The organism is Micromonospora sp. DT231 (assembly GCF_049847025.1).
Classification (GTDB): Bacteria; Actinomycetota; Actinomycetes; order Mycobacteriales; family Micromonosporaceae; genus Micromonospora.
The window spans coordinates 79,737-93,856 of sequence record NZ_JBNCNO010000014.1 but is presented as its reverse complement, the minus strand read 5'-3'; the positions used below and the strand labels follow the sequence as shown (position 1 = coordinate 93,856).

Annotated in this window: 10 protein-coding genes; 9 read left to right on the top strand and 1 reads right to left on the bottom strand. The window is 73.6% G+C overall.

Annotated features, from left to right (window positions below):
• Window positions 1–3: 3 nt before the first annotated feature.
• The gene (locus ACPXBU_RS28710) at window positions 4–4,686 is read right to left on the bottom strand and encodes an Lhr family helicase (RefSeq protein WP_425760476.1); all 4,683 of its coding nucleotides are present in this window, start codon (window positions 4,684–4,686) and stop codon (window positions 4–6) included.
• Window positions 4,687–4,864: 178 nt separating this feature from the next.
• On the opposite strand from ACPXBU_RS28710, the gene ACPXBU_RS28705 reads away from it, so the two are divergent.
• The 9 genes from ACPXBU_RS28705 (at window position 4,865) to ACPXBU_RS28665 (ending at window position 14,075) form a co-directional block, all read left to right on the top strand.
• Window positions 4,865–5,245, top strand: coding sequence for a hypothetical protein (locus tag ACPXBU_RS28705; protein ID WP_393375332.1), 381 nt, complete (start codon window positions 4,865–4,867; stop codon window positions 5,243–5,245).
• 220 nt (window positions 5,246–5,465) lie between these two features.
• Entirely contained in the window at window positions 5,466–8,297 is a 2,832-nt protein-coding gene (locus ACPXBU_RS28700) for a Na+/H+ antiporter subunit A (protein WP_425760475.1), read from the top strand.
• The gene (locus tag ACPXBU_RS28695; RefSeq protein ID WP_425760474.1) at window positions 8,294–8,773 is read left to right on the top strand and encodes a Na(+)/H(+) antiporter subunit C; all 480 of its coding nucleotides are present in this window, start codon (window positions 8,294–8,296) and stop codon (window positions 8,771–8,773) included. Before ACPXBU_RS28700 ends, ACPXBU_RS28695 begins: the two co-directional genes overlap by 4 nt.
• A complete protein-coding gene (locus ACPXBU_RS28690) occupies window positions 8,773–10,278 on the top strand; it encodes a Na+/H+ antiporter subunit D (RefSeq protein ID WP_425760473.1) in 1,506 nt (501 codons plus the stop codon). Before ACPXBU_RS28695 ends, ACPXBU_RS28690 begins: the two co-directional genes overlap by 1 nt.
• On the top strand, window positions 10,275–10,868 hold the full coding sequence (locus ACPXBU_RS28685) for a Na+/H+ antiporter subunit E (RefSeq protein WP_393375344.1): 594 nt from the start codon (window positions 10,275–10,277) through the stop codon (window positions 10,866–10,868). Before ACPXBU_RS28690 ends, ACPXBU_RS28685 begins: the two co-directional genes overlap by 4 nt.
• Window positions 10,865–11,128: a monovalent cation/H+ antiporter complex subunit F gene (locus ACPXBU_RS28680; protein WP_030489433.1), complete on the top strand. Its 264-nt coding sequence runs from the start codon at window positions 10,865–10,867 to the stop codon at window positions 11,126–11,128. The genes ACPXBU_RS28685 and ACPXBU_RS28680 overlap by 4 nt, the downstream gene beginning before the upstream one ends.
• Window positions 11,128–11,487, top strand: coding sequence for a monovalent cation/H(+) antiporter subunit G (gene mnhG, locus ACPXBU_RS28675; RefSeq protein WP_425760576.1), 360 nt, complete (start codon window positions 11,128–11,130; stop codon window positions 11,485–11,487). The genes ACPXBU_RS28680 and mnhG overlap by 1 nt, the downstream gene beginning before the upstream one ends.
• 171 nt (window positions 11,488–11,658) lie before the next feature.
• Window positions 11,659–13,014 carry a hemolysin family protein gene (locus ACPXBU_RS28670; protein ID WP_393375347.1) on the top strand — a complete coding sequence of 452 codons (1,356 nt, stop codon included), beginning with the start codon at window positions 11,659–11,661 and terminating at the stop codon, window positions 13,012–13,014.
• Window positions 13,011–14,075: a hemolysin family protein gene (locus ACPXBU_RS28665; protein WP_393375350.1), complete on the top strand. Its 1,065-nt coding sequence runs from the start codon at window positions 13,011–13,013 to the stop codon at window positions 14,073–14,075. The genes ACPXBU_RS28670 and ACPXBU_RS28665 overlap by 4 nt, the downstream gene beginning before the upstream one ends.
• The last annotated feature ends 45 nt before the right edge of the window (window positions 14,076–14,120 follow it).

Sequence of the window (14,120 nt, the reverse complement as noted above, 5' to 3'; positions counted from 1 at the left end):
GGGTCAGCCGCGCAGGCGCAGGCCGCGCGGGGTCGCCCGGAAGCCGGCGGCGGTGAGCGCGTCGCGCAGCGGCGAGGAGTGCACCGCCTCGCCGTCGGCCCGCTCCACCGACAACGCGCCCAACGCGCCGGAGTGGACGGCGTCGGCGAGCGCCTTGCCGGCCACCGCGAGCGTCTCGGTGTCGTCGGTGAAGGACAGCAGCGTCCGGCCACCGCGTTCCACGTACAGCACCAGGTCACCGCCGACCTGCACGACCAGCGCGCCGGCCTTGCGGCCGGCCCGGTGCCCGGTTGCCGGGGTGGCCCCGTCGCCGGAGTCGACCACCCGGTCCGGCCAGGGCAGCGCGGCGCCGTACGGGTTGGCCGGGTCGGTGGCGGCGAGGACGGTGGCCGGCGCTCCCCGGGCCCGGGTGCCGTCCATCGGCTCGGCCAGCGCGCGCAGCCGGTCCACCGCACCGGGCACCGCGAACTGCGCCGCGCCCAGCCCCTCGACGAAGTAACCCCGGCGGGCGGCACCGCGCTCCTCGAGCGCCGACAGCACCGGGTAGACCGCCGAGAACCCGCCGACCACCTGTTCGGCCATCACCGCGCCGCGGGTGACCACCCCGTGCCGCTCCAACAGGACGTCGGCGAGGGCGGCCGCACGCCGGGTCGGGTCGACGTCGCGCTCCGGGAGGCGGGACCAGCGGCCGGCGACGGTCGGCGGACCACCCCGGGTGGGCAGCGCCACCCGACCGGGACGCCGGTAGCGGGTGCGCGGCGCGGACGGCCGGGATCGGTGCGCACCGCCGGCGCCGAGGACCGCGCGCAGCGGGGCGAGGGTGTCGTTGGTGAGGTGCCCGGCCCAGACCAGGTCCCAGATCACCCCGGTCAGGGCGGCGTCGTCGGTCGCGCCGACGCGGTCGGCCAGCGGCCGGAAGAACAGCGCCTGCCCGTCGCCGAGCGCGTCGAGCACCGCGTCGTGCAGCGGGGTGCGGGTCAGCGCCTCGTCGGGCGGCGGGAGCAGCAGCGGGGCGGCGTCCGCGTACGCCAGGGTGACCCAGCCGTCGCCCCCGGAGATCGCCCCCGACCCGGCCCAGAGCACCTCCCCGCTGGCGCACAGCTCGTCGAGCTGGGCGGGGGAGTAGTCGGCGACCCGGCCGGGCAGCACCAACCGTTCCAGGGCGGACGCGGGCACGGCCGCACCCTGCAACTGCTCGACCGTCGCGGCGAGCGCCTCCACCCCGCGGGCGGACGAGCCGACCTGCTGCCAACGGGGCAGGAACGCGGCCAGCGCCCGGGGCGGCACCGGCTCGATCTCCCGGCGCAGCGCCGCGAGCGAGCGGCGGCGCAGCATCCGCAGCACCTCGGCGTCGCACCACTGGGCGCCTGCCGAATCCGGGGTGAACTCCCCGGAGACCACCCGCCCGGTGGCGCCGAGCCGGCGCAGCGCCTGCTCGACGACGAACACGCCCAACCCGAAGCGGGCCGCGCAGCTGGCCGCGGCGAACGGCCCGTGGGTGCGGGCGTAGCGGGCCACCAGGTCGCCGAGGGGATCGGCCACCGGGGCGAGGTACGCCTCGGCCACCCCGACCGGCAACGCCACGCCGAGGGCGTCGCGCAGCCGGGCGGCGTCCTCGACACCCACCCAGCGCTGCTCGCCGGCGATCCGCACCCGCAGCACCCGCCGGGTGGCCTCCAGCCCGGTCAGCCAGGTCTCCGGCACGTCCCGCTCGGTCAACTCGGCGTCGCTCAGGTCACCGAGCACCCGCAGCAGCTCGACCACGTCCTCCGCGTCGCGGGGTCGGCGCTGCTCGGTCAGCCACCGCAGCTGCCGGTCGGTCTCGGCGAGCACGGCGGGGTCGAGCAGCTCGCGCAGGTCGACCCGGCCGAGCAGCTCACCGAGCAGTGTGGAGTCCAGGGCGAGCGCGGCGGCGCGCCGCTCGGCGAGCGGGGCGTCGCCCTCGTAGAGGAACGCGCCGACGTAGCCGAAGAGCAGCGACCGGGCGAACGGCGACGGCGCGCTCGTCTCGACCTCGACCAGCCGTACCTTCCGGCTGGCCAGGTCGCGCATCAGCCCGGCCAGCGCCGGCTGGTCGAAGACGTCCTGGAGGCACTCCCGGGCGGCCTCCAGGGTGACCGGGAAGTCCGCGTACTCGCGGGCGACGTCGAGCAGTTGCGCGGCGCGCTGCCGCTGCTGCCACAGCGGTTGCCGGCGGCGTGGGTCGCGGCGGGGCAGCAGCAGCGAACGGGCGGCGCACTCGCGGAAGCGCGCGGCGAACAGCGCGGAGGTGCCGACCGACTCCTCGACCAGCTGGGTGATCTCGTCCGGCTCGAAGACCACCACGTCGGCGCCGGGCGGCTCGTCGGCGGTGTCCGGCAGGCGCACCACGATGCCGTCGTCGGAGGGCATCACCTGGGCGTCCACCCCGTACCGCTCGGCCAGCCGGCGGCCCACCGCGAGCGCCCACGGCCCGTTGACCCGGGCACCGAGGACGCTGTGCACGGCGAGTCGCCAGTCGCCCAGCTCGTCGCGGAACCGCTCGACCACGACCGTGCGGTCGTCGGGCAGCGAGCGGGTGGCCTCGCGCTGCTCGCGCAGGTATGCCATCAGGTTGCCGGCGGCCCAGTCGTCCAGCCCACCGTCCCGCAACGTGGCCAGGGCCGCCTCGTCGCTCTGCCGCAGCAGGGTGCGCACCCGGGCGCCGATGGCCCGGCCCAGCTCCACCGGGCGGCCGAGCTGGTCGCCCTTCCAGAACGGCATCCGGGCGGCCTGCCCGGGGGCGGGCGAGACCAGCACCCGGTCGGGGGTGATCTCCTCGATGCGCCAGGAGGACGAGCCGAGCAGGAAGACGTCACCGACCCGGGACTCGTAGACCATCTCCTCGTCCAACTCGCCGACCCGGGCGGCCCGTTCGGCGCCGGCCAGGAAGACCCCGAACAGCCCTCGGTCCGGGATGGTGCCGCCGCTCGTCACCGCCAGTCGCTGCGCGCCGGGACGGCCGGTGAGCAGGTCGGTTGCCCGGTCCCAGACCAGCCGGGGGCGCAGCTCGGCGAACGCGGTGGACGGGTAGCGGCCGGAGAGCATGTCCAACACGGCGTGCAGCGCGGAGTCGGGCAGCTCGGCGAAGGGCGCGGCCCGCCGCACCAGGACGGCCAGGTCGCCGAGCGGCCACGGCTCCAGTGCCACCATCGCGACGATCTGTTGGGCCAGCACGTCCAGCGGGTTGCGCGAGTAGTGCAGCTCCTCGATCGCGCCGTCGGTCATCCGCTCGGCGACCACCGCGCAGGAGAGCAGGTCGCCGCGGTGCTTGGGAAAGACCACCCCCCGGGAGACGGCGCCCACCTGGTGCCCGGCCCGGCCGACCCGTTGCAGCCCGGCGGCCACGCTCGGTGGGGCCTCGATCTGCACCACGAGGTCGACCGCGCCCATGTCGATGCCCAGCTCCAGGCTGGAGGTGGCCACCACCGCGGGGAGCTGGCCGGACTTGAGCGCCTCCTCGATGTGCTTGCGCTCCTCCCGGGAGACGCTGCCGTGGTGGGCGCGGGCGATCACCGGCGCCGCGCCGCCGGCCGCGCCGGACTGGGCCATCACCTCGGCCGGCGGCCGGTTGCGCAGCGGACCGGCGGGCCCACCCCACCGCTGCGCGCCGGACACCGGGTCGTCGTCGGCCGCCGGGTCGTCGCCGGCCGACAACCCCTCGGGTACGACGATCGCGTCCTCGCCCGACGCGGAGGCCAACGCTTCGGCGGCCACCGCCTCGGCGGCCAGCTCGTTGAGCCGGGCGCAGAGGCGCTCGGCGCTGCGGCGGGAGTTGGTGAAGACGATTGTGGAGCGGTGCTGCCCGATGAGGGTGAAGACCCGTTCCTCCACGGCCGGCCAGATCGAGGCGCGCCGTGGCCCGGGGCCGCCCAGATCGTCCTCCGGTGGCTGCTCCCGCTCGTCCAGGCGGGTCATGTCCTCCACCGGGACCTGCACGCTCACCTCGATCGTCTTCGAGGTGGCCGGCTGCACGACGTCGACCGGGCGGGCGCCGCCCAGGAACTGCGCGCAGGCGTCGATCGGCCGGACGGTGGCGGAGAGGCCGATGCGCTGCGCCGGAGCGGGCAGCAGCTCGTCGAGGCGTTCGAGGGAGAGGGCCAGGTGGGCGCCGCGTTTGCTGCCGGCCACCGCGTGCACCTCGTCGACGATCACCGTCTGGACGCCGCGCAGCGAATCGCGGGCGGCGGACGTGAGCAGCAGGAACAGCGACTCGGGCGTGGTGATGAGGATGTCCGGTGGGGTGCGGGCGAAGGCGCGTCGCTCGTCGGCCGGGGTGTCGCCGGTGCGCATGCCGACGGTGATGTCGGGCGGTGCGACGCCCAACCGGGTGGCCGCCTGCCGGATGCCGGCCAGCGGCGCGCGCAGGTTGCGTTCCACGTCGACGGCGAGGGCCTTGAGCGGGCTGACGTAGAGCACCCGGCACCGCTGCCGCGCCTCGGCCGGCGTGGGCTCGCGGGCCAGCCGGTCCAGTGACCAGAGGAAGGCCGCGAGTGTCTTGCCGGAACCGGTGGGTGCGACCACGAGGGCGCTGCGGCCGGCGGCGACCGACCGCCAGGCGCCGGTCTGCGCGGCGGTGGGAGCGGCGAAGGCGGCCTCGAACCAGGCGCGGGTGGCCGGGCCGAAGCCGGCGAGCACCGCGCCGGCGTCTGCGTCTGCCCCGGTCACCGGTCCATCCTGCCCCGCCGGTACGACAACGACGACCGAGCGGCGGTGGAATGCGCCGGACAAAAGCAAAAAGCATGGAACGTGCGCTTAATACGTTAAGTCTCACTTAACTGCTTGCTTCCAAGGAGCAACATAAAGTAACTTCACTGCCAACGCGAACCGGGGGTGAGGGGATTTGATGGCCGGCGAGCAGCACACCGTCGAACCCGGCACCGACGTGCTGATTCGCAAGGTCGACAGCCACCTCGCCGCGCTCCGTGGCGGCCTGCACGGCGCCGAGTTCGAGCTCGCCGAACGCCTCGCCCGCTGCCTTCGGGAGCTGGTCCTGTGCACCGCCCAGGCCAGCGCCGCCGATCGCGGCCAGGTCCGCGCCGCCGTCCACTACTTCGTGCTACGCCGGGAGAGCCGCGGTCGGTTGCTCTCGGTGCGGTCGCTGGCCGCCGCGGAGCGGGTGGTCGACCGGGTGGCACGCCAGCTCGGCCGAGCCGACCTGCTGACCGAGCTGCGCCAGGACCGCCCCACCCCCGAAGCCCCCCACCCCCAGACCCTCCTCCACTAGCCCACCCCCACCCCACCCGGGTCGATCATGCAGTCGTGGTGGGTGACAAAGCCCCCGCCGTGGCACCAAACCGGCACCACAACCGCCTGATCGGCGGGTGGGGGACCCGCGATCTGCGGGGGGATTCCGGCAAAACCGCCCGAAGGGCGATGAACTGGCGTCTGATCGCTGCTAGGGGCCGCCGCTGCACGGGCGTCGGCCACCTGGATCGGGAGCGCAGGTGCTGGTACTGCTCGTCCTCCACCTCGTGGCGGCCCTCGTCGCACCCCTGCTCGTCCGGTGGTGGGGATCGGGCGCGTGCTACGCGCTGGCGCTGGCACCGGCTGCCGCCTTCGGCTGGGCGCTGGCCCGCACCCCGGCCGTCGCGGACGGCGGGGCGGTGGTCGAGACGTACCGGTGGATTCCGCAGTTGGGCCTCGACGTCGCGTTCCGGCTCACCACGCTCTCCTGGCTGATGACGCTGCTGATCGGGGGCGTCGGCGCGCTGGTGCTCGTCTACAGCGCCCGCTACTTCAGCACCGGATCGAGCGGGCTGGCGCAGTACGCCGGGGTCCTGGTCGCCTTCGCCGGCGCGATGCTCGTCCTGGTCTTCGCCGACGACCTGCTGCTGCTCTACGTCGGCTGGGAACTCACCACGATCTTCTCGTACCTGCTGATCGGGCACAGCACCGAGCGGCGGTCCAGCCGGTGGGCGGCGGCGCAGGCGTTGACGGTCACCACGCTGGGCGGGCTCGCCATGCTCGTCGGGTTCATCATGCTCGGCGTGCACGCGGGCACCTACCGGTGGTCGGAGATCGCCGCCGAGGCACCGCCCGGCGGCGGATACCTGGTGGTCGCCGTGCTGCTGATCCTGGCCGGCGCGCTGTCCAAGTCGGCGGTGCTGCCGTTCAGCTCCTGGCTGCCGGTCGCGATGGCGGCGCCCACGCCGGTCAGCGCGTACCTGCACGCCGCCGCCATGGTCAAGGCCGGCGTCTACCTGGTCGGGCTGCTCGCGCCGGTGCTCGCCACGGTCGGGCCGTGGCGCCCGGTGGTGCAGATCGCCGGCGTGGCCAGCATGCTGCTCGGCGGCTGGGCCGCGCTGCGGCAGACCGACCTGAAGCTGTTGCTGGCGTACGGGACGGTCAGCCAGTTGGGTCTGCTGGTCGCGGTGACCGGCTCGGGCACCCCGGACGCCGCCCTGGCCGGCACCGCGATGCTGCTGGCGCACGCCCTGTTCAAGGCGGCGTTGTTCCTGGTCGTCGGCATCATCGACCACGGCGCCGGCACCCGTGACCTACGTGAGCTGTCCGGCCTGCGGCACTGGTCCCGGCCGCTGTTCGTGGTCGCGGTGCTGGCCGCCGCGTCGATGGCAGGTGTGCCGCCACTCGTCGGCTTCGTCGCGAAGGAGGCCGTCTTCGGAGCGTTCACCGATCGGCCGCTGCTCCTCACCGGCCTGGTCGCCGGGACGGTGCTCACCGTCGCGTACAGCGCCCGTTTCCTCTGGGGCGCGTTCGCCGACCGCCCGGGTGTGGCACCGGCCCGGCCCGGCCCGATCGCCGCGTCGCTGCTGGTCCCGCCGGCGGTGCTCGCCGGGGTGGGTCTGCTCGCCGGCCCGGCCGCGAGCGTGATGGACGAGCTGCTGCGTCCGTACGCCGATCTGCTCGGTGGGGTCGACGCGCACCTGGCGCTCTGGTCCGGGCCGACCCCGGCGCTCGGCCTGTCCGTGCTGGCGCTCGTCGGCGGCGGCGCGCTCTTCGCCGTGCGGGGACCGCTGGCCCCGCTGCTGGCCCGGCTTCGGTCGCCGGTGACCGGCAACCAGGGGTACGAGTGGATCGTGGGCCGGTTCGACCGGCTGGCCATCGAGGTCACCGGCGCGACCCAGCGCGGCTCGCTGCCGCAGTATCTGGGGATCATCCTGGTTACGCTGGTGCTGGTGCCCGGCGCGGCGATGCTCTCCGCCGGCCCGTGGCGGGCCCGGATCCCGCTCTGGGACAGCCTGCTCCAACCGGTGGTCGTGGTGGTGATCGCGGTGGCCGCGGTGCTGGCGGTGGGCGCCCGCCGTCGCCTGACCGCGATGCTGCTGGTGGGGATGACCGGCTACGGCACCGCGATGCTCTTCGTCCTGCACGGCGCACCCGACCTGGCGCTCACCCAGTTCCTGGTGGAGACCGCGACGATCGCGGTCTTCGTGCTGGTGCTGCGTCGCCTGCCGGAGCGGTTCTCGGCCCGCCCGTTGCGGCGTACCCGCTGGGTCCGTCGGGCGATCGGGGTGGCGGTGGGTGTGGTGGCCGCCGGGCTGGCCCTCACCGCCGCCGGGGCCCGCCGAGCCCCGGACATCTCCGCCGCGTTCCCCGATCTGGCGGTGGCGCAGGGGTACGGCCGCAACGTGGTGAACGTGACACTCGTCGACATCCGGGCCTGGGACACCATGGGCGAGCTGGCGGTGCTGGTGGTGGCCGCGACCGGGGTGGCCAGCCTGATCTTCGAGCGGTCCCGGACCGGGCCGCGACCGCGTCGGCCGGATTCGGATCAGCGGGCCGACGAGCCCGGCCGGCCGGTGTGGCTGCGCGGCGGTCCCACCCTCTACGAGGGACGTCGCTCGATCGTGTTGGAGGTGGTCATCCGGCTGATCTTCCACACCGTGGTGCTGTTCTCGTTGTTCCTGCTCTTCTCCGGGCACAACGCGCCGGGGGGTGGTTTCGCCGGCGGTTTGGTGGCGGGTCTCGCCCTGGTGGTCCGCTACCTGGCCGGCGGCCGGTACGAGTTGACCGAGGCGGCCCCGATCGGCGCCGGCGCGATCCTCGGCGCGGGGCTGGCCCTGTCGGTGGGCAGCGGCGTGGTGGCGCTGCTGGTCGGCGGATCGGTGCTGGAGAGCGCCAAGGTCGACAGGTCGCTGCCGTTTCTCGGTGACGCCCACCTGGTCACGTCGATCTTCTTCGACATCGGTGTGTACCTGGTCGTGATCGGGCTGGTGTTGGACATCCTGCGCAGCCTCGGTGCCGAGGTGGACCGGCACATCGAGGCCACCGGAACGGCCACCGGTGGCCTGGCCGTCGACAAGGGGGAGCAGTGACCGAGAGCGATGCGGGGCCGACGCTGGTGCTGGTGCTGGCTGTCGCGGTGCTCGTCGGTTGCGGGGTGATCCTGCTGCTGGAGCGCACCCTGACCCGGATCCTGCTCGGGGTGATCCTGCTCGGCAACGGGGTGAACCTGTTGATCCTGTTGGGTGGGCGACCGGGTGGTGCGCCGATCGTCGGCACCGGTGCGGTGGATCGGATGAGTGATCCGCTGCCGCAGGCGATGGTGTTGACCGCCATCGTGATCACCTTCGGGTTCAGCGCGTTCCTGCTCGCGGTGGCGTACCGCAGTTGGTATCTGACCGGCGACGACGAGGTGCCCGACGACCTGGAGGACCGGCAGATCATCCGCCGGGCGGTGCGCAACGAGGTGGGCGCCGTCGACCACGGCGGGGAGGGCCCGAACGGCGACCCGGAGCAGGTCGATCCCGAGCCCGCCCGCCGCCGGCTCCGCCGTGGGAAGGAGTCGTGATGAGCGCGCTGGTGCCGTTGCCGGTGGTGGTGCCACTGCTCGGCGCGGCGCTGACGTTGCTGCTGGCCGGGAAACCCCGGCTCCAACGCTCGATAAGCGTGTCCTGCCTGGGCGGCACGCTCGCCGTGGCGCTGGTGCTGCTCGTGCAGGCGTACCGGCACGGGCCGGTGGTGGTGGCGGTCGGTGGGTGGCCGGCGCCGGTCGGCATCGTGCTGGTCGCCGACCAGCTCGCGGCGCTGATGGTGGTGGTCTCGTCGGCGGTGACCCTCTGCGTGCTGCTGTACTCCGTCGGCCAGGGTCGCAGCGAGTCCAGCGAGTCCAGCCCGGTGGAGATCTTCCACCCGACGTACCTGGTGCTCACCGCGGGCGTCACGAACGCGTTCCTGGCCGGTGATCTGTTCAACCTCTTCGTCGGCTTCGAGATCCTGTTGGCCGCCAGCTTCGTGCTGATCACCCTGGGTGGCACCGAGACCCGGATCCGGACCGGGTCGACGTACGTGGTGGTCAGCATCCTCTCCTCGATGATCTTCCTGACCGGTGTGGGTCTGGTGTACGGGGCCACCGGCACGCTCAACCTGGCCCAACTCGCCCAGCGCCTCGACGACCTGCCCGACGGCGTCCGGCTGGCCCTGGAGCTGATGTTGCTCCTGGCCTTTGCGATCAAGGCGGCGGTCTTCCCGCTGTCGGCCTGGCTGCCGGACAGCTATCCCACCGCACCGGCCCCGGTCACCGCCGTCTTCGCGGGTCTGCTCACCAAGGTGGGCGTCTACGCGATCATCCGCACCGAGACGTTGCTGTTTCCCGGTGGGCATGCCGACGTGCTGCTCATGGTCGTCGCCGGACTGACCATGGTGATCGGCATCCTCGGCGCGGTGGCCCAGTCCGATCTGAAGCGGCTCTTCTCGTTCACCCTGGTCAGCCACATCGGCTACATGATCTTCGGGGTGGCGCTGAGCACCGCCGCCGGGCTCTCCGGCGCGATCTTCTACGTGGTGCACCACATCACCATCCAGACCACGTTGTTCCTCGTCGCCGGGCTGGTCGAGGAGCGCGCCGGCAGCACCGACCTACGCCGCATCGGCGGGTTGGCCCGGGTGGCGCCGCTGCTCGGGGTGCTGTTCTTCGTCCCGGCCATGAACCTCGCCGGGGTGCCGCCGTTCTCCGGGTTCCTCGGCAAGCTCGGCCTGCTCCAGGCCGGGGTGGAGGCCGGCGGTCCGCTGCCCTGGGTGCTCGTCGCGGCGGGCACGCTGACCAGCCTGCTCACCCTCTACGTGGCGTCCCGGGTGTGGAACATCGCCTTCTGGCGGGCGCCCCGACTGGCCACCAGCGAGCCGGCCGTCCGGCTGCCGAAGCTGATGGTCGGGGCCACCGTGGCCCTGGTCGCCCTCGGGCTGGCGTTGACCGTACTGGCCGGTCCGCTCTTCGACGTCACCGCGGACGCGGCCGCCGACCTGCGGCTGCGCACCCCGTACGTGCATGCCGTGCTGCCGGGCGGCGCGCCGTGACCGGCCCCGAGTCGGCGCCCGCAGTGGTGGGGCGAGGCCGGCTCGGGCGCTGGCGCGACCAGGTGGTGGCGCTCGGGTGGCTGGTGGTGGTCTGGAACCTGCTCTGGGGGGACATCACCTGGGCGAACGTGCTCGGCGGCCTGCTGGTGGGCGGCGCCGTGCTGGTCTTCTATCCGTTGCCGGCGGTCACCTTCGTCGGCCGGCTGCGGCCCGGGGCGCTGCTGGTGTTCGGCGGCCGGTTCGTCGTCGAGTTGGTCAGCGCGAGCCTGCACGTGGCCCGCATCGCCGTGCAGCCCGGCTACCGGCCGCGTGGGGCGATCATCGCGGTCCGGCTGCGGGTGTCCACCGACCTGAACCTGGCGCTCACCGCCGAGGCGGTCTCGTTGGTGCCGGGCACGCTGATCCTCGAGGTGGACCGGGACTCCGGGACGCTCTACCTGCACGTGCTCGACACCCACGGAGCGGCGGACCTCGACGTGGCCCGCGAACGCACCCGCGCCGTCGAACGGCGAATCATCCGCGCGGTGGGCTCCGACGCCGAACTGCGCCTCGTCGAGACCCACCGATCCGAGAGGGGAACAAGCCGGTGACCACGTTCCTGGCCGTCGTCCTTACCGCCCTGCTGTCGGTGACCGCGCTGCTCGCGCTGGCCCGCCTCTACCGTGGCCCGTCGCTCGTCGACCGGGTGATCGCCGCGGACATGCTGCTCGCCACGATGGTCGGTGCGGTGGGCGCCGAGGCGGCGGTCAACAGGCATGCCACCACGCTGCCCGTACTCGTGGTGCTCTCCCTGCTCGGCTTCGTGGGCTCGGTGTCACTTGTCCGCTTCGCCGTGCGGGAGCAGCAGTGATCGCGACGATCGCGGACTGGCTGGGGGCCTGTTGCCTGGTGGCCGGCGCGCTGCTCGGCCTGGCCGCCGCGATCGGCGTCCTGCGGTTCCCGGACGCGCTGTCCCGGATGCACGCGGCCACGAAGCCGCAGGTGCTCGGGGTGCTGCTGTTGCTGGTGGGCATCGCGTTGCGCCTGCGGTCGCCGTCCGACCTGGGCATGGTCGCGCTGGTGGCGGTCTTCCAGTTGGCGACCGCGCCGGTCGCGGCCCAGATGATCGGGCGGGCCGCGTACCGGTCGGGGCGGCTGGACCGGAGTCTGCTCGACGCCGACGAGCTCGCTGAACGGGGCTCGGGCGGCGGTTCGACCGGACCGGCGTGAGGGCTGGCGAACCGGACATCTCGCTCCTTCGGCCCACCCCCAGCGGAGTCCCAGGCCGCGCCGATAAAATAGCGGCATGATCGACTCCTCTGCCCAGGAGGGCAGCAGTAGCCAGCCGGGTCGTGCCCGGCATATCCCCGTCCCGACGACCTCGGGAGCCCTGAGCGACAGGTGCTGATCGTCGTCGGCCTTCTTCTGATCATCGTGCTCACCGCCGCCACCGGTTACTTCGTGGCGCAGGAGTTCGGCTATGTCGCCGTGGACCGGGGCAAGCTGCGCCAGCTCGCCGACGACGGCGATCAGGCCGCCGCCCGGGCACTGACCGTGACCAGCCGGCTCTCCTTCATGCTCTCCGGCGCACAACTCGGCATCACCGTCACCGCCCTGCTGGTCGGCTACGTCGCCGAGCCGTACCTCGGCGGTGGCCTCGCCGACCTGCTCGGCGTGGCCGGCGTCAGCGAGGCGGTAAGCCTGCCGCTGTCGGTGGCGTTGGCCCTGGTCATCGCCACCGTCGTGCAGATGGTGCTCGGTGAGCTGGCCCCGAAGAACCTGGCCATCGCCCGGGCCGTGCAACTGGCCCGGGCCCTGAGCCGATCCACCCTGATCTACCTGGCCGTCGCCGGGCCGCTGATCCGGCTCTTCGACCGGGCCTCGGTACGGCTGCTGCGCCGCATCGGCATCGAGCCGATCGAGGAGCTGCCCAGCGGCGCCACCCCGGCGGACCTGGAACAGATCATCGCCGAGTCCCGCGAGGAGGGCAGCCTCGACGCCGAGATGTCCACGCTGCTCGACCGGGGTCTGGACTTCCGCGAGCTGACCGCCGGGGAGGCCATGGTGCCCCGGGTCGACGTGCACACCGTACGGGCGCACGAGCCGGTCAGCCGGGTGGTCGAGCTGCTGGACACCGGCCACTCCCGCTTCCCGGTGCGCGGTGCGGAGGGCGTCGACGACCTGCTCGGCGTCGTCGGCATCGCCGACGTGCTCGGCGTACCCCCGGGGGAGCGGGCCACCACCCCGGTGAGCGCGGTGGCCGTGCCGCCGCTGCTCGTACCGGAGACGTTGCCCCTGCCCACGGTGCTCGACCGGCTGCGGTCCGGGCATCGGCAGATGGCCTGCGTGGTCGACGAGTACGGCGGCTTCGCCGGGGTGATCACGTTGGAGGACATCGCCGAGGAGCTGGTCGGCCCGATCCGGGACGAGGACGACCCGCCCGACCGGGCACCGGCCCGGCAGGACGACGGGTCCTGGGTGGTGCCGGCGCGCTGGCGGATCGACGAGGTCGCCGACAGCACAGGCATCGCCCTGCCGGAGGCCCCGGAGTACGACACCCTGTCCGGACTGGTGATGCGGGAGCTGGGTCGGGTGCCGGAGGTCGGTGACCGGCTGGAGATCAGCCTGCTGCCCGAGGGCGCGGACGGCGAGGACAACGACGCCGAGCCCCGGGCGCTTGTCGAGGTGCTGGCCGTGGACCGGCACGTGGCCGACTCGGTGCGGTTGCAGCTGACCAAGCCGGGGGTGGTCGCGTGAGCCCCGGGATCGCGCTGTTCAGTTCGGTGATCCTGTTGGCGCTCAACGGGTTCTTCGTGGCCGCCGAGTTCGCACTGGTGGCCAGCAAGCGGTACCGCCTGGAGCAGGCGGCGGCGAACGGCGGACGGGCCGCGCGTGCGGCGCTGGACGGCGTCCGCGAGCTGTCGCTGATGTTGGCCGGCGCGCAGCTCGGCATCACGCTGTGCACCCTGGGTCTCGGCGCGCTGGCCGAGCCGGCGATCGAGCACCTGCTCAGCCCGCTGCTGCACGCGGTGGGCCTGCCCGACGCGGCCAGTCACCTCGTCGCCCTGGTCTTCGCCCTCGGGGTGGTCACCTTCCTGCACCTGGTGGTGGGGGAGATGGCACCGAAGTCGTGGGCGATCACCGACGCGGAGCGTTCGGCGACGCTGCTCGCGCTGCCCTTCCGCGCCTTCGCCCGGGTGTCCCGGCCGGTGCTGTCGGCGCTCAACGCCCTGGCCAACGCGATCCTGCGGCTGGTCGGGGTGAACCAGCAGGATCAGCTCGCCCAGGTGCACGGCCCGGACGAGCTGCGCATCCTGCTGGAGCAGTCCCGCGAGCACGGGCTGCTCGGCGCGGAGCAGCACCAGTTGCTGACCAGCATGCTGGAGTTGCAGGGCACGTCCGTGGCGCAGGTGATGGAACCGTTCGCCACCATGGTCACCGTCCGTCGGGACGACCCGGCCGAGCGGATCGAACAGGTGAGCCGGGACAGCGGTCGGTCCCGACTGGCGGTGCTCGACGAGGCGGGCGACGTCTGCGGCCTGGTGCACGTCCGGGAGGCGGTGCGGGTGGTCACCGCCGGCCGGGTCGCCACCGCGGGGTCGCTGATGACACCCGCGTTCACCCTGCCCGCGACGTCCTCGGTCACCGAGGCGGTGGCGGCGATGCGGGCCCGGCAGTCGCAGCTCGCGTTGGTGCGCAACGGCGGCGGCCCGGCCCGGCCGATCGGTTTCGTGGCGCTGGAGGACCTCTTGGAGGAGGTCATCGGCGAGTTCGACGACGAGACCGACATGGTGCCGCGCGGGCGGCGGCTGCGCTGAGCCGCCAACCCGGCCGCACTTACGAGGTGCGGCCGGGTCGGCGGG

Coding starts and splice junctions, on each gene's coding strand:
- ACPXBU_RS28705 (WP_393375332.1), top strand. CDS start 4,865: ATGGCCGGCGAGCAGCACACCGTCGAACCCGGCACCGACGTGCTGATT.
- ACPXBU_RS28690 (WP_425760473.1), top strand. CDS start 8,773: ATGAGCGCGCTGGTGCCGTTGCCGGTGGTGGTGCCACTGCTCGGCGCG.